Consider the following 23,646-nt stretch of genomic DNA (forward strand, 5'->3'; position numbering starts at 1 on the left):
TCGGCCTCGAACCGCGGAAGGCGTTGAGCGCGGGGAAGGCCTAGCCCGCGATCGCCGCCGCGTCGCGCTCGCCGGTGCGGATGCGCAGGGCCTGTTCAAGGTCCATGACGAACACCTTGCCGTCGCCGATCTTGCCGGTGTTGGCGGTGCGCTGCAGGGCCTCGACCACAGGCTCCACGACATCGGTGGGCACGGCGATCTCGAGCTTGACCTTCGGCAGCAGCTTCACCTCGTACTCGGCGCCGCGATAGACCTCGGTCTTGCCCTTCTGCCGGCCATAGCCGCGCACCTCGGTCACCGTCAGCCCGGACGCGCCAGCCTCGGTGACCGCTTCGAGAACGGCGTCGAGGCGGCTGGGCTTGATGATGGCGACGATCATTTTCATGGCGCGGCTCCCGCAGCGAACAGTGATTACGAACCTAAGCTAGGCTTCGAACGCGGCGCGTCCAAGTGCGATCCGTCCGCAATGCGCGCCGGCGCCTTCCGAACAGGCGCCTTGCGCGCTGTCGCCGGACCGGCGGGGCTGGGCGAGAGGACGCCTGGTGTGAAAACGCGGACGCGCGCGCGGTGGCCGCGCGGCTTTACGGCGAAGGTCTGCTTGACCGCTTCCATCAGAATCAATCCGGCGAAACGCGGCCACAGGCGGGCCCCGACCTGCTCGAAGCCCTCGGCCCAGCCGGCGGTCATGGCGATGGGCGGCGCATACAGCGCCCGGGTCCAGCCGGCGGGCTCAAGATCGGCGTCGCGGATCAGCCGCTCCAGCTGGCTGCGACTGAAGGGCCGGCCATGGCCGAAAGGCGTGCTCTCGGCGCCGGCCCAGAGGCCGTCGCGCGACGCAACCGCCACGATCAGCCGGCCGGTGGGGGCCAGAACCCGGCCGATCTCGGCCAGGACGGCGGCCGGATCATCGGCCTCTTCCAGGGCATGGACGGCCAGGACCCGGTCAAACATGGCGTTGGGCAGCGGCAGCGCCGTTTCCTCGACCAGGCAGGCCTGGTTGCGACCGCCGTGCGGCCAGACCTCGACGCCCTGGGTGGCGGGCATGGCGGCCACCACGCGCCGGGCGTTCTGGCGGGCCGCATCCAGAAAGGGGGTCGCGTAGCCCAGGCCCAGCACATCGAGGCCGCGCGTGCTGCCCCACGCCTCCTCGACCTTGCGCGCCAGCATCAGCCGCGCTGCACGGCCAAGCGGGGTAGCGTAGAAGGCTCTGAGATCGAGCACGTCGCGACGCATTGAGTCTCCGGGGCGGCCAGTTCATCTATGTAGGCGGTGGCGGGCCTCGCGTCACCGCCTGACACAGAACAAGGCTTTCCATGTCGCTGACCGTTCACCAGTTCGCCTGCCTGTCCGACAACTATGGCTTTCTCGTGCGCGACGACGCCACCGGGATGACCGCGACCATCGATACGCCCGACGCCGACGCGATCCTGGCCGAGCTGAAGACCCTGGGCTGGGGGCTGGACCTGATCCTCAACACCCACTGGCATCCCGACCACGCCGGCGGCAACGCCGCGATCAAGGCCGCGACCGGCGCCATGATCGTCGGCCCGGCCGAGGTGACCCGCATCGCGCCGCTGGATCGCGAGGTGGTCGACGGCGATGTGGTGGACCTGGGTCAGACCCGCCTCACGGTCATCGACACGGGCGGCCATACCCTGGGCCATATCGCCTATCATGACGCCGCAGACGCGATCGCCTTCGTGGGCGACACCCTGTTCGCCCTGGGTTGCGGGCGGCTGTTCGAGGGCACGGCCGAACAGATGTGGGGCTCGCTGTCAAAGCTGACCGCCCTGCCGGACGCCACAACCGTTTACTGCGCCCATGAATACACGGCCTCGAACGCCCGCTTTGCCCTGTCGGTCGATAATGATCCCGTCCTGAAGGCGCGCACCGAGCAGATCTTCGCCGCCCGCGAACGGGGCGAGCCTACCGTCCCGACCTCGATCGGCGTCGAAAAGGCGACCAACCCGTTCCTCCGCGCGCCCCTGCTGCGTCCGAACCTGGACCCTGCCCAGGCCTTCGCCGAGATCCGCGCCGCCAAGGACGGCTTCAAGGGATGAGCCCCGAAACCAGGCCCTTGGGCATCTCCGGCGATCTGGGCGCTCGGGAAATCATTCGACTGCTGGACCTTCAGCCGCATCCGGAAGGTGGCTGGTATCGCCGGACGTTTGAGGACGTGTCGGTCGACGGCGCCCGGCCGGCCTCGACGGCGATCTACTACCTGCTGGAGGCGCAGCAGATGTCGGCCTGGCACCGGGTCGATGCAGTCGAGGTCTGGCACTATCACGCCGGCGCGCCGCTCTCGCTGACCCTGTCGCCGCCTGACGGTGACGGCGCGACGGCGCATGTGCTGGGTCCTGACCTGCGCGCAGGCTGCCGTCCCCAGATGGTCGTTCCCACGCTGTGGTGGCAGACCGCCGTAAGCCTCGGCGCCTGGACCCTGGTCAGTTGCACGGTCGCCCCGGGCTTCCGATTCGAAGGCTTCGAGATGGCGCCGCCGGACTGGCGTCCAAAAATCCGGCCAGACTAGCCCCTCCCCAATTTGGGTCTGTTTTGAGGGGGCGAGACAGTATGCCGCACCCCCTGCGCCAACCTTTTCGCCCCGAGAGAACCCGGTTCGCTGTAACAGGGTTCCCCAAATTGGGGAGTGGCGAGACGATGTCGGACGAGTACCATGACGCGCGCGCGGCGGTGCGCTGCGCCACGGATTACATTTTACGCTGGGTTGAAATCGCCAACGAGGCCCATGGCGTCGATATCGTCTATTCGCTCGTCTACACGACCCTCTGGGCGGGCAACGTCTCGCATTTGCGGGGCAAGGTGTATGCCGAGATCGACGACATTCCGCCCGATGAAGAGCGCCGCCCGATCACCATCCGCCAGGTCGCCGACTCCCTGGGCCTGCCCTACGAAACCGTCCGTCGCCGCGTGGTCGAAATGCTGAAGCGCGGCGTCGCCAAAAAGGTTGGACGCGAAGGCTTCATCGTGCCCGGCGAAGCCCTGGCGCGGCCTGAAATGGTCGCCAGCCTGCGGCGCTCTCACGCCAGCCTGACGCGGTTCCTCAAGGAACTGAAAACCCTCGGGGTGGAAGCCGCCTAAGTCCGTCCAGCCGGTAGGCGGCTTTAGCGCCCAGCAGGGTCCAGACGGGCGGGGTCCAGGCGGGCCGGCTCTGAAAAGCCCCTGCCGCTGACGTCCGCCCTACCGGTTGACCACCTTGACGATCCGCTTCGATGACGGGCGCCCGGCCATGCCCTGGCCGGGGGCATAGGTCACGATCAGGGCCCCGTTCCTAAGGGTGGCGCCGGGCTTGTCGCCCTCGGCCAGCACAACCCGCGTAATCCCGGCCAGGATTGAACGGTCACCCTTGCGGGCGATTCGCTCGAACGCCTCGGCGGTGATGATCGCGGACTCGGCGATCAGCACGGAGGTCTCCGGCCGCGCATCCTGCAGCGTTTCGAACGGCATCTGCCGCTGGGCCGCGCGGCTGGCGCGGATGCTGGCCTGACCCATGCGCTGATAGAGGGCGATGGGGGAGATGGCGGCCGGCGGCTGGATCGACGGCGCCTTGCCGGTCAGGGCCGCGGCCGCACCGTTGGGACTCTCGTCGGTGAACAGGATCATGCCGCCGAGCTTGGTGGCCCGCAGCATCGGCTCGCCCATCTCGTTGTGATAGATGACGTCGCCGCGCGAGGCGGGCTGCGGTGACAGCACCCAGACCTCGGCGCTGTTCTCGAACTTCAGCAAGGGCAGTGGCGAGGCGCGGTCCAGCACGAAGGCGCTGCCGCTTTCCGAGACATAGCGAGCGACCGCGGGCGGCGCCGGACGGCGCGAAGTCGAGAAGCCGCGATGGCCCAGCAGGGCGTCCTTCAGGGACTGCGCGGCCTGTTGGGCGCTGGCGGGGGAACCGACCGCGAGGATGGCGACGATCGCGAGGACGATCTTCGCCCCCCAGCCGCTCTTCTCAACAATCGAACTCATCATTCAGCTGTCATGCCCGCCGACTAGGGCGAATCTTGGACGGAGGTCGCTGCCCCCACGCCCTGCGATCCGCCGTCGCCCCCTGGGTGAAGGTTTCACGACGAAACGCCCCGCATCGTCAACCGTCGTAACAACGGCCCGGTCGCCTGCGCGCCGGGCCGTTGCAAACATGCCAGTACGGACAGCCTTTAGGCCGCCATGTACTGTCCGCCGTTCAGGGTCAGGGTGGCGCCGGTCACGAAGCCCGCCCGCTCGCCGGCCAGGAACGAGACCATGTCGGCGATCTCCTCGCCCTTGCCCAGGCGACCCACCGGGATGCCGGCAATGATGCTGGCCAGCACGTTTTCCGGCACGGCGGCGACCATCTCGGTGTCGATGTAACCCGGGCAGATCACATTGACCGTGACGCCCTTCTTGGCGTTTTCGAGCGCCAGGGCCTTGGTGAAGCCGATCAGGCCCGCCTTGGCGGCCGAATAGTTGGTCTGGCCCATCTGGCCCTTCTGGCCGTTGATCGAGCTGATGTTGATGATCCGGCCCCAGCTGCGCTCGCGCATGCCTTCGATGACCGGGCGGGTCATGTTGAAGGCGCTATCCATGTTGACGCGGATCACTTCGGACCACTGCTCGTAGGTCATCTTGTGCAGCATGCCGTCGCGGGTGATGCCGGCGTTGTTGATCAGCACGTCGATGGGACCAAGCTCGGCCTCGACCTTTTTCACCGCGGCGGCGCAGTCGTCGAACGAGCCGACATTGCCCTTGACCACCATCACGCCCAGGTCCTTGGCGCAGGCGGCGGCGGCTTCTTCGTTGCCGGAATAGCCGGCCGCGACCTTCATGCCGTCGGCCACCAGGCGCTCGCAGATCGCGCGACCGATCCCTCGGGTGCCGCCGGTCACGAATGCAACTCTCGTCATGTGTCTCTCCCGAGTTTCTTTTTATGAGTGTCGACAATCAGCGGGCCGGGGCAAGGCCCCGGCGCACTGTCATCGAAATTTGTCTGTTCAGACCGCCTCGACGCACATGGCCACGCCCATGCCGCCGCCGATGCACAGCGTCGCCAGGCCCTTCTTGGCCCCCGAGCGCTTCATCTCGTGCAGCAGGGTGGTGAGGATGCGCGCGCCCGACGCGCCGATCGGGTGACCGATGGCGATGGCGCCGCCGTTGACATTGACCTTGGCGGTGTCGAGACCCAGCTCCTGCACCACGCACAGCGACTGGGCGGCGAAGGCTTCGTTGGACTCGACCAGGTCGAGGTCGGCGACGGTCCAGCCGGCCTTTTCCAGGGCCTTCTGGCTGGCCGGGATCGGACCGGTGCCCATGATCTCCGGATCGACGCCGGCATTGGCCCACGAGGCGATGCGGGCCAGCGGAGTCAGGCCGCGGGCCTTGGCTTCGTCAGCGCTCATCAGCACCAGGGCGGCGGCGCCGTCATTGAGGCCCGAGGCGTTGGCGGCGGTGACCGAGCCGTCCTTGGTGAAGGCCGGACGCAGGCCCGAGATGGCGTCGATCGTCACGCCGTGGCGGATGAACTCGTCCTTGTCGACGATGGTGTCGCCCTTGCGGCCCTTGATGGTGACCGGGACAATCTCGGCGTCAAAGCGGCCGGCCTTCTGGGCGGCCTCGGCCTTGTTCTGGCTGGCGACGGCGAAGGCGTCCTGGTCGCCGCGGGTGATCTGCCAGCGTGACGCGATGTTCTCGGCCGTCTGGCCCATGTGATAGCCGTGGAAGGCGTCCCACAGGCCGTCCTTGATCATGGTGTCGACGAACGACAGGTCGCCCATCTTCTGGCCATTGCGCAGATGCTGGGCGTGGGGCGCCTGGCTCATGCTTTCCTGGCCGCCGGCGACAACGATCCTGGCGTCGCCCGCTGCGATCTGCTGGGCCGCCAGGGCCACGGCGCGCAGGCCCGAGCCGCACAGCTGGTTGAGGCTCCAGGCCGGGCTGCCCACCGGGATGCCGGCATTGATCGCGGCCTGACGGGCCGGACCCTGGCCGGCGCCGGCCTGCAGCACCTGGCCCAGGATGACTTCATCGACGTCGGCGGGCGAGATGCCGGCGCGCTCGATGGCGGCCTGGATGGCGATCTTGCCCAGTTCGGAGGCGGGCAGGCTGGACAGCGCCCCGTTGAAGGAACCGACCGGCGTGCGGGCGGCGGAAACGATGACGATGTCGCTCATGGCGAAGCTCCCGTAACGATCTGACGTGACGCCCTCGCAGTTGCGGCGCCCGTGCTTTTGCAGTGCAGCAGCACAATGCATACCGAACCGCGTTCGTCACGGGCACTTTTTCACGGCTTGTTGCGCCTTCCAAGTGTTCTGGCCACTGGCGCCATGCGTTTGCATTGGCGATAGTGCGTTGCGAAAAGCGGGCGACACCGCTCTCCCAGGGAACGAAATGTCCGAGAACCCCGAAAAAGGCGAAACCACCGCCGGCGCTGAGAAAGCCGCCGGTCAACGCGTGATCATCAAGAAATACGCCAACCGTCGCCTCTACAACACAGCGTCCAGCTCCTACGTCACCCTCGAACACCTGTCGGACATGGTGAAAGAGGGTATCGACTTCGTGGTCTATGACGCCAAGTCTAATGACGACATCACGCGCTCGGTGCTGACCCAGATCATTTTCGAGGAAGAAAACCGCGGCGGCGGCCAGAATCTGCTGCCGGTCCAGTTCCTCCGCCAACTGATCGGCTTCTACGGCAACTCCATGCAGGCCTTCCTGCCCAGCTATCTTGAGATGTCGCTGGAAAGCTTCACCAAGCAGCAGGAGCGGATGCGCACCCAATTTGCCGGCGTTACGCCGGGCCTGACCGCCGCCAAGCTGCCGGTCGGCATCGGCGTCTATGAGGAGCAGGTTCGCCAGAACATGGCCCTGTTCGACCGGGCGATGAAGATGTTCTCGCCCTTCGCCTATGCCCGGCCAGAAGACGCCGCCGCCGCGGGCTCGTCCGAGTCGGCCGCGATGGCGCCCGCCCCGCAGCCCAGCGAAGATTCCCTGGCCGACCTCAAGCGCCAGCTGGAAGTCATGCAGCAACAGATCGAGAAACTGGCCACCAAGCCCTGAGGGCCCTGAGGGCCCTGCCCTTAAGCCTCCAGAAACCACACCGGAACAGCCGTTCTTAACGGTCAGGGCCCTAGGCTGCTGACCATGACCGGTCCTATCGATCCTATCCGGCGTTCAAGCCCTTCGCGTCGCGCGCTGACCGTGCGTCAGGATTCCGCCCATGAGGCCGAACCCGAGGATGTCGTGTTCGTGCGCGAGGAACCGCCGGCATCGGCGCCGCGCAAGAGCAGCTTTGGCGCGTTCGCGGCCCACCTGATGGGCCAGAGCGGTCAAAAGCGCGGCCTGCGCGGTGGGCAGGAAGTGCTCGACTCGGCGCGATCGACCTATCTCGGGACGGAATATTCCGGCGAGGCCGACCGCCGTCCCAGGGCGGGCCTGTTGAAAAAGACCGCGATCTAGGACCCCGGCTTGCTCAGGCGCGCCTCCAGGGCGGCGACCCGGGCCTCCAGCATGGCGATGCGCCTGTCCCGCGCCTCCAGCGGATCGAGCGGTGGCCGCACACCGGCCCGCAACGCCGCCTCAGCCGTCGTCACGCCCAAAAGCTCAGCAAAAGCCGTCAGTTCGCTCCAGCTCAGCTCGCGCTGATCCTTGAACGCCAGCTCCAGCGACGCCTCGTCCATCTGGGCGACAGCGGCCATGACGGCGCGGCTCAGGCCCCGCTGCGCCAGCCGCGCCTCGTACCAGCCCCGGTCGAAGAACAGCGCCATCAGCGTTTCGTCCCGCGACACCCGGCTTGGCGCCGGTCTTGCTTAACCGTTGGTGAATTCATCGCCGACGAGTGCTCCCATGCTGACCGCCGCCATCCGCTTTCTCGACATCGCCGTGGTCACCCTGATCTTCACGGCCCTGACCTAGATCAGGCAAGCCTTCCGGCTTCCGCCCGTAACGCGGCCTTCACCACGACCGTCGAGCAAGCCTTAATCGGCGAGCGCTATTCCTCCCGCTCACACCGGGGAGAATTTTCGTGCTTCTGACGCTATCGGGCCTGTTTGTCGCGATCCTGCTCGCCACGCTCGCCTGGACGTTCGCAGAGCCCTACGTGACCCATTGGCTCGGGATGCGGGCGGCTGAAAAGCGGCGGATCGCGGAGCGCCGGAAACCGACGCCCCAGTAGTCGCGCCCCAGTAATCGCGTCCTAGCCGTGGTCGCCGAAATCCACATCGCGCCGCGCAGCGACGATGGTGACGATGAAGCCGGCCAGCACGTCCAGCAGGACCATCACGGTGATCAGGAAGAAGGTCGAGGTCGCGAAGGCGGGGGCCAGCAGGAACTCGATCAGGCACACTATGAACAACACCAGCGACAGCGAGTGATTGATGATCGCGATCTTGCGGCTGGTGGTGGATTTCAGCAGCTCGACGAACAACACCACCAGCGAGGCGGCCAGCAGCAGATCGCTGAGGCTGACGGCCCAGTCGACGCGCGAGGTCATGTGGATGGTGAACAGGGTCTCGGTCATGCGCGCATGCGCCTGGGCCGACAAGAACGCCCCCGACAGGGTGAGAGCGATCAGATTGTAGACCAGCACTGGCAGGGCCAGCAGCGGAACCGCGGCGAACATAGACAGCCTCTCCCCCAAGGACTCGCGGCCGTCAGGGTCGCGCTGTTTACGGTTAACCGCATTTCCCGGACGGGAGAAGGCGGTTCAACCCTGAAGGGGCTCAAGCCTGCGGCCTGGACCTTTCAAAGTGACGCGTGGCAGCCGCCCAAACGGGCGGCCACGTTCGACGATCATGCTCTAGGCTTCGTCGACGCCCTGGGGATTGCGCGCCCGGGTCTGCAGCCACATCACGCCCAGCAGATCGCTGACCGAGGCCTTCAGCCGGCCGAAATTGGTGTATTTCGACACCCCGCTCTCGCGGTGGCGATGGTTCACCGGCTGGAACGCCACCTCATAGCCCTCGCGCAGCATCAGGGCCGGGATATAGCGATGGATGTGGTCGAAATAGGGAAGCCGCAGGAAGGCCTCGCGACGGAAGGCCTTCAGCCCGCAGCCGGTGTCGTTGGCCGTGTCCTTCAACAGGCGCTTGCGCACGCCGTTGCCGAACTTTGAGGCGAAGCGCTTGGCGCTGCTGTCCTGACGCTTGACCCGCTCGCCGCCGACCAGGGCCAGGGTGGCGGGACCAGCCGCAAGGGCGCGGGCCAGGCGCGGCGCATCGGCCGGATCGTTCTGGCCGTCGCCGTCCAGGGTGACGATGATCGGCCCGCGCGCCGCCAGTATGCCGCTGCGCACGGCGCGGCTCTGGCCGGAGTTCTTGCGATGGCTCAACACCCGCAGCTGCGGAATCTCGGCCTTCAGGGCCACCAGCAGGGCGCGGGTGTCATCGCGGCTGGCGTCGTCGATGAAGATGATCTCGTGATTTTCACCGGCGAAGGCGGCCGCGATCTCGCGCGCCAGGGCCGGGGCCGCGCCGCCCTCGTCGAAGACGGGGACGACAATCGAATAGTCAGGGATTGCGGCGGCTTGAGCAGTCATCGCCCTCTAATACCTGAAAAGTCGCCACACGAAAGGATCGTGCTATTCCATGCGCCATGACGCTTGAATCTCGCCTGGATGCCTGGAGCCGCGGTTGGCGCGGCCCGCTGTTTGCCGCCCTGCTGGCGTTTATGGCCGGCCTGCCGGGCCTGCTGGCCATGCCGCCGCTGGATCGCGACGAGTCGCGCTTCGCCCAGGCCACCGCCCAGATGCTGGAAACCGACGACCTGGTGGTCATCAAGTTCCAGGACCAGCCGCGCTTCAAGAAGCCGGTCGGCATCCACTGGCTGCAGGCGGCGACGGTGTCGCTGGTCTCGGCGCCCGAGGATCGCAGCATCTGGGCCTATCGCATCCCGTCCCTGCTGGGCGCGATGCTGGCGGCGGCGGCCTGCGCCTGGGGGGCCGCGGCGCTATTTGACCCGCGCACCGGCCTGCTGGCCGGGGCCATACTGGGCTCGACCTTCCTGCTGTCCAGCGAAGCCTTCATCGCCAAGACCGACGCGGCCCTATGCGGTTTCACGACCCTGGCCATGGCGGCCTTGGCCCGGATGTACGCCGACCACCTTGCTGGGCGCGCGCCCAGCCACTGGACCAAGCTGGCCTTCTGGGGCGGCCTGGCCGTCGCGGCCCTGATCAAGGGTCCGGTGGGGCTGCTGACCGTGATCTTCTCCGCCCTGGCCCTGTGGGCCTGGGACCGCAAGGCGCCGTGGCTGAAGACCCTGGGCTGGGGCTGGGGCCTGGTGCTGTTCGCCGCCGTGGTGCTGCCCTGGGCGATGATGATCACCGTGGCCACCGACGGCGCGTTCTGGGGCGTGGCCATCGCCGGCGACCTGGCCCCCAAGATGATCGGCGGTCAGGAAGGCCATTCGGGACCGTTCGGCTATCACACCCTGCTGGCGCCGCTGCTGGTCTATCCGGCGACCTTGCTGCTGCCCGCCGCCCTGGTGCTGGCCTGGACCGGCCGCGCCGAGCCCGGCGTGCGCTTCGCTGTGTGCTGGCTGGTTCCGACCTGGCTGATGTTCGAGATCCTGCCGACCAAGCTGGCCCACTACACCCTGCCGGCCATGGGCGGCATGGCCATGCTGCTGGCCGCCGCCGTGCGCGCGCCGCTGGGCGATCTGGTCCGGCGGATCGGGGCGGGCCTGACCCTGTTCGTCTCGCTGCTGCTGGCCGCCGTGGCGGTCTATGGCATGAAGGCGTTCGGTCAGGGCGCCGACATCGTCTGGACCGTGCTGACCGTGCTGCTGCTGCTGGCCGCCGGCGTCCTGGGGGCGGTGCTGTTGCTGCGCCGGCAATCGGCGCGGGCCCTGGTGATCTCGGGCGGTCTGGGCGTTCTGGCCCATGCCTGCCTGGTCGGCGGCCTGCTGCCGCATCTGGAGCCGCTGTTCCTGTCCAGGGACATCGCCGACGCCCTCGACAGGGCCAAGCTGTCGCCCCGGTCCGGCGCGCCGGGCCCCGTGGCCGTGACCGGCTATTCGGAGCCCAGCCTGGTCTTCCTGCTGGGCACCGCCACCGAGCTGACCGATGGCGACAACGCCGCCCTGGCCATCGTCCAGGGCCGCCCGGCCGTGGTCGAGGCGCGCGAGGACGCCGTCTTCCGCAAGGCCCTGTCCGCCGCCGGCCTGACGCCGCGCCCGGTCGCGGTGATCGAGGGTCAGAACTATTCCGATGGCGACGACGAGCGCCTGACCCTCTATCGCGGCGAGCCCCAGACCGACATCGAGGCCGAAACTCAGCCCGCTCCCGAGGACCGCCCATGAGCCGCTTCATCGAGATCGTCGAAGTCGGGCCGCGCGACGGCCTGCAGAACGAGAAGCTGTCGCTGTCGGTCGACGAGAAGCTCACACTGATCCGCCAGCTGGAAGCCGCCGGCGCCCGACGGATGGAGGTGGTGTCGTTCGTCAATCCAAACCGCGTGCCGCAGATGGCCGGCGCGGAAGAGATCATGGCGGCGCTGCCCACCGACCTGAAGCATTCCCGGATTGGTCTGGTGCTGAACATGCGCGGCTGGGAGCGCTGCGTGGCGGCCCAGTGCGACGAGGCCAATGTCGTGGTCTGCGCCACCGACGGTTTCGGGACCCGCAACCAGGGCTCGACCACCCACCAGCAGATCGACACGCTGGCGGGCATTGTCGAGCGTCAGGCCGTCGAGGGCGGTCCGCCGATCACCGCGACCCTCTCGGTGGCCTTCGGCTGCCCCTTCGATGGCGAGGTGTCGGAGGATCAGGTCGTAGCCATCATCCGCGAGATCGCCCTGCTCGGGGTTCCCGAAATCGCCATCGCCGACACCATCGGGGTTGCCGATCCCTGGACCGTCCGCAAACGGATCGAGGCCGTGCGCGCCGCCGCGCCGGACGCCCGCCTGCGCATGCACTTCCACGACACCCGCAACACCGGCCTGGCCAACGCCTACGCCAGTGTCGAGGCCGGGGTCGATGTGCTGGACGCCTCGGTCGGCGGGCTGGGCGGCTGTCCGTTCGCGCCCAACGCCACGGGCAATATCGGCACCGAGGATCTGGTCTACATGCTGGAGCGGGCCGGCTTTGAGACCGGTTATGATCTTGGCGCGTTGATCGCGGTCGGGCGCGCGATCAGCGAGCGTCTGGGCAAGACGCCGGCCTCTTCCCTGGCGCGCGCTGGAGGTTTCCCCGCATGACCCGTTCCGTTCTCGTCGCCGGCGCCGCCCTGGCTCTGCTGGGCGCCTGCGCCGCCACCCCGCCGGCCCCGGCCGCCGCCCGCTGCGACGTCACCGTCAAGTTCGGCAGCTATGGCATGGGCATTGATCGCCCGCTGGCCGACAGCCTCGGCGCAGCCGTCACAGCCGACCGCGACATCGCCCGCGTCGAGCGCAAGCCGTGGGGTCGCGAGGGGGAATACGACCTTTGCCTTCAAGCCAAGGCTGGCCGCGACGCCAAGGCGATCTACGAACGCTACCGCTCCATGCTGCCCGGCCGGGCCCTGAAGGCGCCGACCTCGATCGAGGGTCCGGAGGGTCTGAGGTACGAGACGATCGCGCCGATGTAGCGGCGGAGCCGCTGTGCCGGCGAAAGCCGGGATCAAGCCGACAGCCTAGATCGGCCGCCCCGTGATCTTCCACAGCAGCGGACGGCAGACCGACATCAGCATGATGGCCGGGGCCAGGAACACGGCCAGGGCGTAGCGCTGCAGGGTGTCGGCGCGCTTGATGAAGTAGCGGCTCAGGCCCACGCCCTTGTGGAACTCGACCTTGACCGGGTGTTCCAGGCTGGTGTGGCCCAGATGCACGACCTGGGCCTTGGGCTGGAAGATCACCTGACCGCCGGCCTGGCGGGCGCGCCAGCACAGGTCGATGTCCTCGACGTGCAGGAAATAGCCCTCGTCGAAACCGTCCAGCGCCTCGAAATCGGCCCGGCGCAGCGCGAAACAGGCGCCCGAGATGGTCGGCATGGGAACCGGCGAGCGCGGCAGGGGTTCGGTTTCTCGATGAATCTCGTAGCCCGACAACCCAGCATAGCGACGGGTCAGATGACCAAAGCTGAGCAGGGTCGTGATCGGCGTCACCTCGCCGCGACGGCCGCCGCGCTGCTCGGAGCCGTCGGTGTTCATCACCCGCGCGCCGACCACGGTCGGGGTGGGCTGGCCGCGGAAGGCGGTCACCAGCGCCGCGATGCAACCGGTCTGCATGTTGGCGTCGGGATTGATGAAGATGATGTATTCGCCCTTGGCCGTCGTGGCGCCCAGATTGGCGCCGCGCGCGAAGCCGACATTGCCGTGGCCCTGCTGGAGCACGACCCGCGGCTCGGTCAGGCCCAGGGCCCGGAGCATCTCGGCGTCGCGCGGGGACGAGCCGTTGTCGACGATGACGAACTCGTCGACCAGCGGCTCGTCCAGCACGTGCTTGATGCTTTCGATCAGCGCGCCACCCGTCCGGTACACGACCATCACCACCGAAATGTTCGGTCTCGCCGGGCGGGCGCCGGCGGCAAGGGTCGTGAAGGAGGGGAGGATGCTGTTCATCAGGCGAGCGCTGCCTCTTGCACAGGCTTGGAAATGCCGCGCGCACGGGCCAGATCGGGCGGGGTGGCTTCGGCGGTCAGAACGCGCACGGCCTCGTCGAGCGACAGAATGTTCTGCCCCTCGCCGCCCAGACGACGCAGGGCCACCTGCCCCGTCTCTGCTTCCTTGCGCCCCACCACCGCGATCACCGGAACCTTTGCGAGACTGTGCTCGCGAATCTTGTAGTTGATCTTTTCATTACGCAGATCGACCTCCGCGCGCATCCCCATATTCGTCAACTTTTCGACGACCTGAAGCGCATATTCATCCGCGTCAGAGGTAATCGTCGTCACAACAACCTGCGTCGGCGCCAGCCAAAGCGGCAGATGGCCAGCGAAGTTTTCCAGCAGAATACCGATAAACCGTTCGAACGACCCCAAGATTGCCCTGTGAAGCATCACCGGGCGCTTTTTTGAACCGTCTTCCGAAACGTACTCTGCGTCCAGTCGTTCCGGCAAAACAAAGTCCAGCTGCAGCGTGCCGCACTGCCAGACGCGACCGATCGCGTCCTTTAGCGAGAACTCCAGCTTGGGGCCATAGAAAGCGCCTTCGCCGGGCTGGTCAACCAGACGTTCGCCGGCGGCCTCGGCGGCCGTGGCCAAAGCGTGCTCGGCCTTGTCCCAAACCTCGTCTGAGCCCGCGCGAAGCTCCGGACGCGTCGAGAACTTCACGTCGTGAAGCTGCATGCCGAGGTCGTTATAGACGCTGCGCAACAGTTCGATGAACCTTGCGCTTTCCTCGGTGACCTGCTCTTCGCGACAGAAGATGTGGGCGTCGTCCTGGGTGAAGGCCCGCACCCGCATGATGCCGTGCATGGCGCCCGAAGGCTCATAGCGGTGGCAGGCCCCGAACTCGGCCATGCGCAGCGGTAGTTCGCGATAGCTCTTCTGGCCGATATTGAAGATCTGGATATGACCCGGGCAGTTCATCGGCTTGACAGCCAGGACCTCGCCCTCGGCGCTTTCACACATGAACATGGCGTGGCCGAACTTCTCGGCGTGGCCCGACTTTTCCCACAGGCTGCGATCCAGGATCTGAGGCGTCTTGACCTCTTGATAGCCCGCAGCGTCCAGGCGACGGCGCATATAGGCCTCAAGCGCCAGATACAGCGTCCAGCCCTTGGGGTGCCAGAAGATCATGCCCTTGCCCTCTTCCTGCAGGTGGAAGAGGTTCATGGTGCGGCCCAGCTTGCGGTGATCGCGCTTCTCGGCTTCCTCGACCCGCAGCAGGTAGTCGGCCAGATCGGCGTCGCTGGCCCACGAGGTGCCATAGATGCGCTGCAGCTGGGCGTTGTTCTGGTCGCCGCGCCAATAGGCGCCGGCCAGCTTGGTCAGCTTGAAGGCCTTGCCCACCGCCTTGGTCGAGGGAAGGTGCGGCCCGCGGCACAGGTCCTTCCACTTTTCGCCCTGGTGATAGACCGTGATCGTGTCGCTGGCCGGCAGGTCGCGGATGATCTGGGCCTTGTAGCTTTCGCCCAGGGCCTCGAAATCGGCGATGGCGGCGTCGCGGTCGACCTCTTCGCGGCGGATCTTCTCGTCGCGGTCGACGATCTGGCGCATGCGCTCTTCGATCTTGGGCAGATCGTCGAGACTGAACGGCTCGTCGCGGGCGAAGTCGTAATAGAAGCCGTCCTCGACATTGGGGCCGATGGTCACCTGGGTGCCGGAGAACAGCTCCTGCACCGCCTGAGCCAGCACGTGGGCGGTGTCGTGGCGGATGACCTCCAGCACTTCGGGGGCGTCGCGGGTGATGATCTCGAACTTCCGATCGCCGGTCAGGAGATCGGGCGTCAGGGGGCGATCAAGGTCCAGCAGCACGCCGTCCAGCTTGATCAGCAGCGCCTTCTTTTCCAGCGACTTGGATATGGCGGCCGCCACGTCGCGACCGCTGGAGCCAGCGGGGTATTGACGGGACGAACCGTCGGGGAAAACCAGGTCGATCATTCTTCACATGTCCACTTGCGTGGCTGGTCGCGCGGCGGAGGCGGGTCATACCCCGAACCTCCAAACGGATTGCATCGGCAAATCCGTCGCAACGTCAGCCAGGACCCCTTGGCGGGTCCGTGATCCTTAAGCGCCTGAGCCGCATACTCCGAACAACTCGGCATGAAACGGCACTGACGCCCAATGAGGGGCGAGAGCGTCAACTTGTAGACCCGAAGGCCAAGGTCGACGGTGCGGTCGTAAAAGGTCATGCCAGCGCGCAATTGTTTCGAAGGTGGTTATCGCACCCGCGAAAAGCCGCAATCAAGCGGCGCCGGCGCTGCTAGTTCGCGTTTCCGTCGCGGCTGTGGCCCGAGAGACAGCCTCCACCGCCGCCTCGAACGCCAGAAGCGTCGACGCATGACGGGCGGGGTAGGCCTTTACAGGCTCAAGCACGGCAAGCTCCGAGAACCGGCCCGCAGGAGATGGGCCGTTGAGCTTCAGCATAGCGCGTAGGGAATCCCGCGCCAACTCGATCTCGGAAAGATCCGCGCCGATGATGTTGGCGCCCAGGATTGCGGCGCTGGCCTGGCCCAGGGCGCAGGCCGAAACCTCCTGGGCGAAGTCGCTGACCTTGCCGTCGGCCATCGTCACATCGACCGTGATCCGGCTGCCGCACAGCTTGGCGGTCTTTTCGGACGACGCATCGGGCGCGGCCAGCCGTCCGGCGCGCGGGATATTGGCGACCAGGGTCAGGATCTTGGCGCTGTAGAGCTCGTCGATCATCAGGCTGAAGTGGGGCTGTTCTGGCGCTGAGACCAGAGGGCCTCGGCATGATCGCGCAGGGCCTCGCCCATCTGGGTGTAGGCCGCCTTCAGCTTGCGGCGATCATCCCTGCTGATCCAGCGCACCAGCATGCCCATGAACAGCTCGCCGTTCGAGAAGGTCGAGCTGCCGGGGCCCATGGTCTCGATCTCGATATAGCGGATGGCGGTGACGAAACCGCCCAGGCGGGTCGAGCGCCAGTGAAGTTGCTCATAGGGCACCCAGTCCTGTACCACCGGCTGGATCACCCGCACCGGCTCGCCCGGCAGGGCCTGGTGCACGCTCAGCGACGTGCCGATCTTCAGCTGGCCCTCGGCCCGGGGATGGACCGGGTTCCACTGCTCCCAGGTCGAGAAGTCCGAGATCAGCTCCCAGATCAGTTCGGCCGGGGCCTGGATGCCAATGCGGTGTTCGACGGCTCTTTGCATGGCGGGCTTTTAGCACTGGAAGCGCGCCGGGTTAAACCCGCTAGTCCCGCACCAGCCCGCCATCGACGACCAGGTTCTGGCCAGTGACGGCGCGGCTCCAGGGCGAGGCGAAGAACAGCACCGCGTCGGCGAACTCGGCCGGGGTGGTCACCCGGCGCAGGGGCGTGCTCTGGGCGATCAGGTCGAAGATCGCTTCCGGCGTCGCCGAACTGGCGTCGGTGGTGCGCAGCAGGCCGCCCGACAGCATGTTGACGGTGATCCCGCCGGGGCCGAGATCGGCCGCCGCCGTGCGGGTCAGCGACAGCAGGGCGGCCTTGGCGGCGGTGTAGTCGTGATAGGGCACGACCGGGTTCTGGAACAGGTTGGTGCCGATATTGATCACCCGGCCAAAGCCGGCGTTTTCCATGGCCGGCGCCGTCGCCTGGATCAAGTTCAGCGCGCCGCGCAGCGACACGTCCAGCTGGCCTTGGAAATCCTCCCACGGGATCGACTGGATGGTTTCGCGGCCGTCGCCGTTGAAGCTGAAGTCGCCTAGCGCGTTGTTGACCAGCGTGGTGACGTGGCTACCGAAATGCTCGGCCGCCTCGTTGACCATGCGGCGGACGCCCTCGCGATCGCTGACGTCAGCCTGGATCGCCACGGCATGGTCGCCCAGCTCCTCGGCCAAGGCGAGGGCGGCGGCCTCGCTGCGGCGATAGTTGATCACCACCGACGCGCCCTGGCCCGCAAAGGCCCGAGCGATGGCCGCGCCCAGTCCCCGGCCCGCACCGGAGACCAGGACGATCTGTTCTTCCAGCTTCAAGTGATCAGTCCTTCATCCGCCAGGTCGCCCCAGCCGGGCCGTCCATGACAACCACGCCCAGAGCGTCGAGTTCGGCGCGGATGGCGTCGGCGGCGGTCCAGTCCTTGGCGGCGCGGGCCTCGACGCGGCGCTTGAGCAGGTCCTCGACCTGGGCCTTCAGGTCGTCGGAGGCGTCGCCCTCGAACCAGCTGTCGGGATCGGCCTGCAGGAAGCCCAGCAGGGCGCCGGCCTCGATCAGCCGGGCCTTGTTGGCGGCGATGGCAACGGTGTCACCCGCCGTCACGGCCCGCTCGATGGCGCTGGAAACCTCGAAGAAGCAGGCAATCGCCTGCGGTGTGTTGAGATCGTCCTCAAGCGCGGCGACCACCTCTTCGGGGGCCGCCATCGCCTGGTCCATCGGCACGTCCTTGGCGCGGCGCAGGGCGCCGTACAGGCGGTCCAGGGCCTTGCGCGACTGCTCCAGCAGCTCCGGGGTCCAGTCCAGCGGCTGGCGATAGTGCGCCGACAGCAGGGCCCAGCGGATCACTTCGCCCGGCGTGGTCTTCAGCAGCTCGTTGGGCAGGATCACATTGCCCAGGCTCTTGGACATCTTCTCGCCGGACATATCCAGGAAGCCGTTGTGCATCCAGTAATTGGCCAGGACGGGCAGGTCGTGGGCGCAGCGGCTCTGAGCCAGCTCGTTCTCATGGTGCGGGAAGGCCAGGTCGATGCCGCCGCCATGGATGTCGATGGTCTGACCCAGCGCCTTGTCGATCATGGCCGAGCATTCGATGTGCCAGCCCGGGCGGCCCGCGCCGAATGGGCTTTCCCACACCGGCTCGTTTTCCTTGGACGGCTTCCACAGCACGAAGTCGGCGGGGTGGCGCTTGTAGGGCGCGACCTCGACCCGGGCCCCGGCGATCATGTCGTCCATGTTGCGGCCCGACAGCTGGCCATAGTCGGGGAAGGCCTGGGTGTCGAACAGCACATGGCCCTCGGCGGCATAGGCCTTGCCGGTTTCGACCAGCTTGCCGATCATCGCGACGATCTCGCCGATATGCTCGGTCGCCCTGGGCTCGAGGTCGGGGCGCAGGGCCAGCAGACCGTCAGCGTCGGCGTGATAGGCGGCCAGATAGCGATCGGTGATCGTCTTGATCGGCACGCCTTCTTCGAAGGCCTTCTTGTTGATCTTGTCGTCCACGTCGGTGACGTTGCGGGCATAGACCACCGCGTCCGCGCCATAGATGTGGCGCAGCATCCGGTACAGCACGTCGAACACCACCACCGGCCGGAAGTTGCCGATATGGGAGTAATTGTAGACCGTAGGCCCACAGACATACATCGTCACCCGGTCCGGATCGGCGGGGACGAAGGCGCGCTTTTCGCGCGTCAGGGTGTCGTGGAGCTTCAAAGTCATGGGAAACGCGTCTGCCTGACGTAGCGGGAGGGTGTTGCGGAGGGCCGGGAGGGTCCCATATAGCTACTGGACACGCCGACGACACGTCATCTTTTCGACGAGCCCGGTCGTAGCTGTGAAACGGGTGGCACGCGTCATTCCAGGGCGACAGGCGTCCTGGCGCAACTCAGCCCGTGGAAAGACCCTCTCAAACCATGGACGCCCTGACCAGCGCGCGAACCCTGACCGGCCAAGAAGACGCCGCTCTTGATCTTGAAACCGCCCAGCGCCCCACCCGCGACGAGGCGATGGCCGCCGTGCGGACCCTGCTGGCCTGGGCCGGCGACAATCCCGACCGCGAAGGCCTGCTCGACACGCCCAAGCGCGTGGTCGACGCCTATGGCGAGTGGTTCGCCGGCTATGAAGGCGATCCGGCCAAGGAGCTGAGCCGCACCTTCGAGGACGTGCAGGGCTATGACGACATGGTCATGCTGCGCGGCATCGACGTACAGAGCCATTGCGAGCACCACATGGCCCCGTTCCTGGGCAAGGCCTGGGTGGCCTATATGCCGACCGGGAAGGTGGTCGGCCTGTCCAAGCTGGCCCGTCTGGTCGAGATCTTCGCCAAGCGTCTCCAGACCCAGGAGACCATGACCATGCAGGTGGCCGACGCCATCGAGGACCACCTCTCGGCCGCCGGCGTCGCCGTGCTGATTGACGCCGAGCACCAGTGCATGAGCACCCGCGGCGTCCACCACCACGACGTCTCGACCATCACCACCCAGTTCCGCGGCGTGTTCAGGACCGACAAGGTCCTGCAGCAGCGGTTCATGGATCTGGTGGTGCGGAAGTAGTTTAGGCAAATCCTCCCCCTAGCGGGGGAGGTGTCGGCGAAGCAGACGGAGGGGGAAGTGCTGGCCCAGGCATTGCGGTCTTCCCCCACCGGCCTTCGGCCGCCTCCCCTTCAGGGGGAGGACCTAGCCGTCTCAAGCCGCCGCCTTGATTCCCTCGCGGATCCGCGCCACGCAGGCGTCTACGGGCCGGTGCACCAGCGAGACCAGCACGAAGCTGATCAGCATCAGCAGGTACCAGGCGCCGATCTTCTCGATCCCGACCATCGTCCAGCCATCCTTCTGGCTGGGATAGATCCACGCGCCTGCGGCCGTGCCGAGGTTCTCGGCGATCCAGATGAACAGCGACACCAGCAGCAGGCCCACGATCATCGGCATACGGCGCGCCGTCTGGTCGGGGGTGAAGACGAACCACGACCGCCCGAACAGCACCGCCGACAGGGCGAACAGCCCGATGCGGATATCGGGCCCGTAGTGGTGGGTAAAGAAGTTCAGATAGGCCAGGCCCGCCAGGATCCAGGTGCTCCAGAACGGCGGATAGCGGATGAAGGTGATGTCGAACTGTCGCCAGATCCGGGCGATATAGCTGCCGACGCAGGCGTACATGAAGCCGGTGAACAGCGGCACGCCGCCGATCCGCAGCAGGCTGGGCTCGGGATAGATCCACGAGCCGTGGGCAGTCTTGAAGATCTCCATCACCGTGCCGACCAGGTGGAAGATGAAGATCACCAGCGCCTCGTCCCAGCGCTCCAGCTTCAGGGCCAGCAACGAGGCCTGGATGGCCAGCGAGGCGAGCACCAGGAAATCATAGCGGGCCAGGCCCGCATCCCTGGGCCAAAACAGGAAGGTGCCCACCAGCAGGGCCAGCATCAGGCCGCCGAACAGGCAGGCCCAGGCCTGCTTGAGCCCAAACAGCAGGAACTCATAGGCATAGCCATGCCAGCGCGACCGCCGGGCCCAGGGCCGGGCCCGAACGTCGAGCGCCGCGACCTGCGCCTTGATGCGATCCTTGAGGTTCATCGATTCTCCGTCGCGCGAGGCTAGCCCAGTGGGGCCCGTCGGCGCCATATGGGGCGCATGACCGCGCCTCTCTTCCCACACGCCCATGACAAGCACGCCCTGGAACGGGGCGATCAGCTGGCCCCGCGTTTCAACGCCGACGGCCTGGTGGTCGCCATCGCCCAGCACGCTGACACCGGCGAGATCCTGATGCTGGCCTGGATGAACGACGAAGCCCTGAAACTGACCGTCGACACCGGGATCGCCCACTATTTCAGCCGCTCGCGCAGCGAGCTCTGGAAAAAGGGCGAGACCAGCGGCCAGCTGCAGATCGTCAGCGAGCTGCGGGTCGACTGCGACCAGGACGCCGTGCTGATCAAGGTGCGGCCGCAGGGCGATGGCGGCGCCTGCCACGTCGGCTTCCGCTCGTGCTTCTATCGGGTGATGGAAGACGGCCGGCTGGTCGAGCGCGAGGACACGGTCACATGACCGCGCTCCAGGCTCTGCTGGCCTTCAGCTTCGCCGCCTTTCTGCTGACCATCACCCCGGGGCTCGACACTGCCCTGGTGCTGCGCACCGCCGCCACCGAGGGTCCGCGCCGGGCCTTCGCGGCGGCGCTGGGCATCGGGATGGGCTGTCTGGTCTGGGGCGTGGCGGCCGCCTGCGGGGCCGGGGCCCTGCTGACCGCCTCAGAGCTTGCCTACACCGCCCTGAAATGGGCCGGCGCGGCCTATCTGGTATGGGTTGGCAGCAAGATGCTGATCAAGCCCCGCGACAGCTTTGAACCCGGTGCCGTGGCCCCCACCGGCGGCGGCGCCATGGCCTCGCTGCGGCGGGGCCTGCTGACCAACCTGCTCAATCCCAAGGTCGGGGTGTTCTACATCTCGTTCCTGCCGCAGTTCGTGCCGACCGGGGCAAACCCCGCCACCTTCGGCGTACTGCTGGCGGGGCTGCACGTGGTCATGGGCCTGCTGTGGGCCGGACTGCTGATCGCCGCCACCGCGCCCCTGGCCGGCCTGCTGCGCGAGGCCTCGGTGATCCGGGGGTTGGACCGGATCACCGGCGGCGTCTTCATCGCGTTTGGCCTGCGCCTGGCGTTTGAGCGGCGCTAGGCCCTAGCCTTCGGCCAGGGCCTCGACGCCGCCGCCCTGGGTGGGCGTGACCACGAAGCGCTTGAGCACCCGGGTCGTGTAGGCCGGCTCATGGATCGTCGAGACGGCGATCATCTCGCTGGTCGCCTTGCCATGTTCCAGGGTCAGCAGAACAAAGCCCTTGGCCCCCGGATCGGCAAACTTGACCTCGGTATTGCGCGCCGCGAAGGCCTGGCCCAGCGGTACGCCGGGCAGGATATCGCCATAGCCCGGCGAGGTGATCCCGGTGGCCCCGAACTCGACGGCCACCCGCTTGGCGCCTGCCTCATCGAACAGCTCATTGGCCCAGAACGAATGGCTGTCACCCGACAGCACGATCGGATGGGCGCCCGCGCTCTTGAACAGGTCGTACAGGCGCTCGCGATCGGCGGGATAGCCGTCCCAGGCGTCGAGATTGTAGGGCAGGCCCAGGGCCGACAGGGCCACGCCCTGCAGGATGCGACCCCGAACATATTCGGGCAGCTTGGCCAGCATGGGCTCAAATTTGTCGCCCAGCAGGGTCTTCAGATTGGGACCGGCGACGCGGGCCATGACGATCTGATTGCCCAGCACCTGCCAGGCGCTGCCGGCCTTGACCGAGGCGTTGACCTGCCCGGCCAGCCATTGGGCCTGAGCCTGGCCCAGCAAGCGGTGGTCGGGATTTTTCCACTTGGCCGTAAAGGCGGCCACGTCGGGCTTGCCGTCCACGATCGGCAGGTTGGTGGCGTAGTCCAGCGCCTCGGTCCTGGCGGCCAGGCGTGTTTCGGTCATCAGCAGGGTGGCCACGTCGCCGAACTGGAACCCGCGCCAGCTGGCTTCCGGCAGGGCGCCGGCGGCCGGCTCGCGGATCGGCATCCACTCGTAATAGGCCTTCAGGGCGGCGGCCTTGCGCGCGGCCCAGTCGCCCTCACCCTTGTCAGAATCATGGTTCTGGGCCCCGCCCTGCCAGCTGTCATTGGCGGTCTCGTGGTCGTCCCAGACCACGATCCACGGCGCGCGCGCATGGGCGGCCTGCAGGTGAGGGTCGGACTTGTAGCGGGCGTGACGGCGGCGATAATCGTCCAGGGTGACGATCTCATGCAGCGGATCGGGCATCCGCTGGGCCGCGACCGGCGAGTTCATACCGTAGTCGGTAGGCGCGCCGCCATACTCGTAGATATAGTCGCCCAGGTGCAGCACGGCGTCGACGCGCGGCAGCTTGGCGATCGCATCATAGGCGTTGAAATAGCCGTTGGAATAGAGCGAGCACGAGGCCACGGCCAGGACCACATCCTTGGTCGGCCCGGCCGGCAGGGTGCGGGTGCGGCCCACCGGCGAGGTCACGCCATTGGCCACAAAGCGATACCAGTAGTCGGTTCCCGGCTTCAGGCCCTGGCCGTCCAGATCATGCTTGAGCGTCCAGTCGCGGCTGGCCCTGGCGCGCAGGCCTTTGCCGGTGCGGACGATGGTCTTGAAGGCCGGATCCGCCGCCACTTCCAAAGTCGCCAGCACATCGCGGTCGGTCGCGGCCTTGGGCGTGACGCGGGTCCAGAAGATGGCGCTGGTCTGATCAGGATCGCCGCTGGCGACGCCGTGTTCGAACGCCACCGCGCCCGTGTGAAGGTTCAGCCCCTGCGCAGAAACGGCGCTCCCAGCGCCGGCGGCGCCACCCAGGCCGAGAAAGGCGAGAGCCCTGCGACGATCGATCTTCATGGGATTTCTTTCCTGGGTCCACGGCGCCGCTTGGGCGTCTCGTGCGTTAGCGCCACAGCACAACAGGAAG

General features: G+C 67.1%; 29 protein-coding genes. 12 read left to right on the forward strand and 17 right to left on the reverse strand.

Annotation, left to right across the window (positions count from 1 at the left end; genetic code table 11):
- Positions 1-40: 40 nt before the first annotated feature.
- Entirely contained in the window at positions 41-385 is a 345-nt protein-coding gene (locus tag ACN2C8_RS15230) for a P-II family nitrogen regulator (RefSeq protein WP_062143741.1), read from the reverse strand.
- Positions 386-411: 26 nt separating this feature from the next.
- Positions 412-1,233 (reverse strand): class I SAM-dependent methyltransferase, encoded by an 822-nt coding sequence (locus ACN2C8_RS15235; RefSeq protein WP_419252871.1) that lies wholly within the window; start codon positions 1,231-1,233, stop codon positions 412-414.
- Between the two features lie 80 nt (positions 1,234-1,313).
- On the opposite strand from ACN2C8_RS15235, the gene gloB reads away from it, so the two are divergent.
- The 3 genes from gloB to ACN2C8_RS15250 all read left to right on the forward strand — a co-directional run bounded on the left by gloB (position 1,314) and on the right by ACN2C8_RS15250 (position 3,099).
- Positions 1,314-2,060, forward strand: a complete 747-nt coding sequence (gene gloB, locus ACN2C8_RS15240) for a hydroxyacylglutathione hydrolase (protein WP_419252872.1) — start codon at positions 1,314-1,316, stop codon at positions 2,058-2,060.
- The gene (locus tag ACN2C8_RS15245) at positions 2,057-2,530 is read left to right on the forward strand and encodes a cupin domain-containing protein (RefSeq protein ID WP_419252873.1); all 474 of its coding nucleotides are present in this window, start codon (positions 2,057-2,059) and stop codon (positions 2,528-2,530) included. Before gloB ends, ACN2C8_RS15245 begins: the two co-directional genes overlap by 4 nt.
- A 128-nt stretch (positions 2,531-2,658) precedes the next feature.
- On the forward strand, positions 2,659-3,099 hold the full coding sequence (locus ACN2C8_RS15250) for a hypothetical protein (RefSeq protein ID WP_419252874.1): 441 nt from the start codon (positions 2,659-2,661) through the stop codon (positions 3,097-3,099).
- Between the two features lie 99 nt (positions 3,100-3,198).
- Here ACN2C8_RS15250 and ACN2C8_RS15255 read toward each other — a convergent pair whose 3' ends face one another.
- The 3 genes from ACN2C8_RS15255 to ACN2C8_RS15265 all read right to left on the reverse strand — a co-directional run bounded on the left by ACN2C8_RS15255 (position 3,199) and on the right by ACN2C8_RS15265 (position 6,155).
- Positions 3,199-3,978 carry a DUF4908 domain-containing protein gene (locus tag ACN2C8_RS15255; protein WP_419252875.1) on the reverse strand — a complete coding sequence of 260 codons (780 nt, stop codon included), beginning with the start codon at positions 3,976-3,978 and terminating at the stop codon, positions 3,199-3,201.
- Between the two features lie 188 nt (positions 3,979-4,166).
- Positions 4,167-4,892: a beta-ketoacyl-ACP reductase gene (locus ACN2C8_RS15260; RefSeq protein ID WP_419252876.1), complete on the reverse strand. Its 726-nt coding sequence runs from the start codon at positions 4,890-4,892 to the stop codon at positions 4,167-4,169.
- Positions 4,893-4,979: 87 nt separating this feature from the next.
- Positions 4,980-6,155, reverse strand: coding sequence for an acetyl-CoA C-acetyltransferase (locus ACN2C8_RS15265; protein ID WP_419252877.1), 1,176 nt, complete (start codon positions 6,153-6,155; stop codon positions 4,980-4,982).
- A 217-nt stretch (positions 6,156-6,372) separates the two neighbouring features.
- Between ACN2C8_RS15265 and phaR the strand changes: the two genes are divergently transcribed.
- The gene (gene phaR, locus ACN2C8_RS15270) at positions 6,373-7,041 is read left to right on the forward strand and encodes a polyhydroxyalkanoate synthesis repressor PhaR (protein WP_419252878.1); all 669 of its coding nucleotides are present in this window, start codon (positions 6,373-6,375) and stop codon (positions 7,039-7,041) included.
- Positions 7,042-7,125: 84 nt separating this feature from the next.
- Positions 7,126-7,440, forward strand: coding sequence for a hypothetical protein (locus ACN2C8_RS15275; protein ID WP_419252879.1), 315 nt, complete (start codon positions 7,126-7,128; stop codon positions 7,438-7,440).
- On the opposite strand, the gene ACN2C8_RS15280 is transcribed toward ACN2C8_RS15275, so the two are convergent.
- Positions 7,437-7,748, reverse strand: a complete 312-nt coding sequence (locus ACN2C8_RS15280) for a DNA-binding protein (RefSeq protein ID WP_419252880.1) — start codon at positions 7,746-7,748, stop codon at positions 7,437-7,439. The two genes, ACN2C8_RS15275 and ACN2C8_RS15280, sit on opposite strands and share 4 nt — an antisense overlap.
- 257 nt (positions 7,749-8,005) lie before the next feature.
- Here ACN2C8_RS15280 and ACN2C8_RS15285 point away from each other — a divergent pair, with 257 nt between their 5' ends.
- Positions 8,006-8,155, forward strand: coding sequence for a hypothetical protein (locus ACN2C8_RS15285; RefSeq protein WP_419252881.1), 150 nt, complete (start codon positions 8,006-8,008; stop codon positions 8,153-8,155).
- Positions 8,156-8,176: 21 nt separating this feature from the next.
- On the opposite strand, the gene ACN2C8_RS15290 is transcribed toward ACN2C8_RS15285, so the two are convergent.
- Entirely contained in the window at positions 8,177-8,602 is a 426-nt protein-coding gene (locus ACN2C8_RS15290; protein ID WP_419252882.1) for a hypothetical protein, read from the reverse strand.
- A 177-nt stretch (positions 8,603-8,779) separates the two neighbouring features.
- Positions 8,780-9,517, reverse strand: a complete 738-nt coding sequence (locus tag ACN2C8_RS15295; RefSeq protein WP_419252883.1) for a glycosyltransferase family 2 protein — start codon at positions 9,515-9,517, stop codon at positions 8,780-8,782.
- A 56-nt stretch (positions 9,518-9,573) separates the two neighbouring features.
- Here ACN2C8_RS15295 and ACN2C8_RS15300 point away from each other — a divergent pair, with 56 nt between their 5' ends.
- Genes ACN2C8_RS15300 through ACN2C8_RS15310 form a run of 3 tightly spaced genes read left to right on the forward strand, consistent with a single transcriptional unit; the run spans position 9,574 to position 12,541 of the window.
- Positions 9,574-11,277, forward strand: a complete 1,704-nt coding sequence (locus ACN2C8_RS15300) for an ArnT family glycosyltransferase (RefSeq protein WP_419252884.1) — start codon at positions 9,574-9,576, stop codon at positions 11,275-11,277.
- On the forward strand, positions 11,274-12,173 hold the full coding sequence (locus ACN2C8_RS15305) for a hydroxymethylglutaryl-CoA lyase (protein ID WP_419252885.1): 900 nt from the start codon (positions 11,274-11,276) through the stop codon (positions 12,171-12,173). Before ACN2C8_RS15300 ends, ACN2C8_RS15305 begins: the two co-directional genes overlap by 4 nt.
- A complete protein-coding gene (locus ACN2C8_RS15310; protein ID WP_419252886.1) occupies positions 12,170-12,541 on the forward strand; it encodes a hypothetical protein in 372 nt (123 codons plus the stop codon). The genes ACN2C8_RS15305 and ACN2C8_RS15310 overlap by 4 nt, the downstream gene beginning before the upstream one ends.
- Positions 12,542-12,586: 45 nt before the next feature.
- Here the strand turns inward: ACN2C8_RS15310 and ACN2C8_RS15315 are convergent, their stop codons facing one another.
- The 7 genes from ACN2C8_RS15315 to cysS are packed head-to-tail and all read right to left on the reverse strand — an operon-like array spanning position 12,587 to position 18,925.
- Positions 12,587-13,513 carry a glycosyltransferase family 2 protein gene (locus tag ACN2C8_RS15315; protein ID WP_419252887.1) on the reverse strand — a complete coding sequence of 309 codons (927 nt, stop codon included), beginning with the start codon at positions 13,511-13,513 and terminating at the stop codon, positions 12,587-12,589.
- Entirely contained in the window at positions 13,513-15,495 is a 1,983-nt protein-coding gene (thrS, locus tag ACN2C8_RS15320; protein WP_419252888.1) for a threonine--tRNA ligase, read from the reverse strand. Before thrS ends, ACN2C8_RS15315 begins: the two co-directional genes overlap by 1 nt.
- The gene (yidD, locus tag ACN2C8_RS15325; protein ID WP_419252889.1) at positions 15,492-15,746 is read right to left on the reverse strand and encodes a membrane protein insertion efficiency factor YidD; all 255 of its coding nucleotides are present in this window, start codon (positions 15,744-15,746) and stop codon (positions 15,492-15,494) included. Before yidD ends, thrS begins: the two co-directional genes overlap by 4 nt.
- Positions 15,747-15,798: 52 nt before the next feature.
- On the reverse strand, positions 15,799-16,260 hold the full coding sequence (locus tag ACN2C8_RS15330) for an iron-sulfur cluster assembly scaffold protein (RefSeq protein ID WP_419252890.1): 462 nt from the start codon (positions 16,258-16,260) through the stop codon (positions 15,799-15,801).
- Positions 16,260-16,727, reverse strand: a complete 468-nt coding sequence (locus ACN2C8_RS15335) for an SRPBCC family protein (RefSeq protein ID WP_419252891.1) — start codon at positions 16,725-16,727, stop codon at positions 16,260-16,262. The genes ACN2C8_RS15330 and ACN2C8_RS15335 overlap by 1 nt, the downstream gene beginning before the upstream one ends.
- Positions 16,728-16,767: 40 nt before the next feature.
- Positions 16,768-17,529, reverse strand: a complete 762-nt coding sequence (locus tag ACN2C8_RS15340; protein ID WP_419252892.1) for a 3-oxoacyl-ACP reductase — start codon at positions 17,527-17,529, stop codon at positions 16,768-16,770.
- A gap of 4 nt (positions 17,530-17,533) precedes the next feature.
- Complete coding sequence (gene cysS, locus ACN2C8_RS15345; protein WP_419252893.1) at positions 17,534-18,925, reverse strand: cysteine--tRNA ligase; 1,392 nt, start codon at positions 18,923-18,925, stop codon at positions 17,534-17,536.
- 194 nt (positions 18,926-19,119) lie between these two features.
- On the opposite strand from cysS, the gene folE reads away from it, so the two are divergent.
- Entirely contained in the window at positions 19,120-19,758 is a 639-nt protein-coding gene (gene folE / locus ACN2C8_RS15350) for a GTP cyclohydrolase I FolE (protein WP_419252894.1), read from the forward strand.
- 132 nt (positions 19,759-19,890) lie between these two features.
- Here the strand turns inward: folE and ACN2C8_RS15355 are convergent, their stop codons facing one another.
- On the reverse strand, positions 19,891-20,775 hold the full coding sequence (locus tag ACN2C8_RS15355) for a DUF817 domain-containing protein (RefSeq protein ID WP_419252895.1): 885 nt from the start codon (positions 20,773-20,775) through the stop codon (positions 19,891-19,893).
- A 57-nt stretch (positions 20,776-20,832) separates the two neighbouring features.
- Between ACN2C8_RS15355 and hisI the strand changes: the two genes are divergently transcribed.
- Together hisI and ACN2C8_RS15365 are read left to right on the forward strand one after the other, a co-directional pair.
- Positions 20,833-21,243, forward strand: coding sequence for a phosphoribosyl-AMP cyclohydrolase (gene hisI, locus ACN2C8_RS15360; RefSeq protein ID WP_419252896.1), 411 nt, complete (start codon positions 20,833-20,835; stop codon positions 21,241-21,243).
- Positions 21,240-21,866 (forward strand): LysE family translocator, encoded by a 627-nt coding sequence (locus tag ACN2C8_RS15365; protein WP_419252897.1) that lies wholly within the window; start codon positions 21,240-21,242, stop codon positions 21,864-21,866. Before hisI ends, ACN2C8_RS15365 begins: the two co-directional genes overlap by 4 nt.
- A gap of 3 nt (positions 21,867-21,869) precedes the next feature.
- On the opposite strand, the gene ACN2C8_RS15370 is transcribed toward ACN2C8_RS15365, so the two are convergent.
- Positions 21,870-23,576 carry an alkaline phosphatase D family protein gene (locus ACN2C8_RS15370; RefSeq protein WP_419252898.1) on the reverse strand — a complete coding sequence of 569 codons (1,707 nt, stop codon included), beginning with the start codon at positions 23,574-23,576 and terminating at the stop codon, positions 21,870-21,872.
- Between the last annotated feature and the right edge of the window lie 70 nt (positions 23,577-23,646).

Origin of the sequence: Caulobacter sp. ErkDOM-C (genome assembly GCF_048541825.1) — a bacterium.
In the GTDB taxonomy this organism is placed as follows: domain Bacteria; phylum Pseudomonadota; class Alphaproteobacteria; order Caulobacterales; family Caulobacteraceae; genus Caulobacter.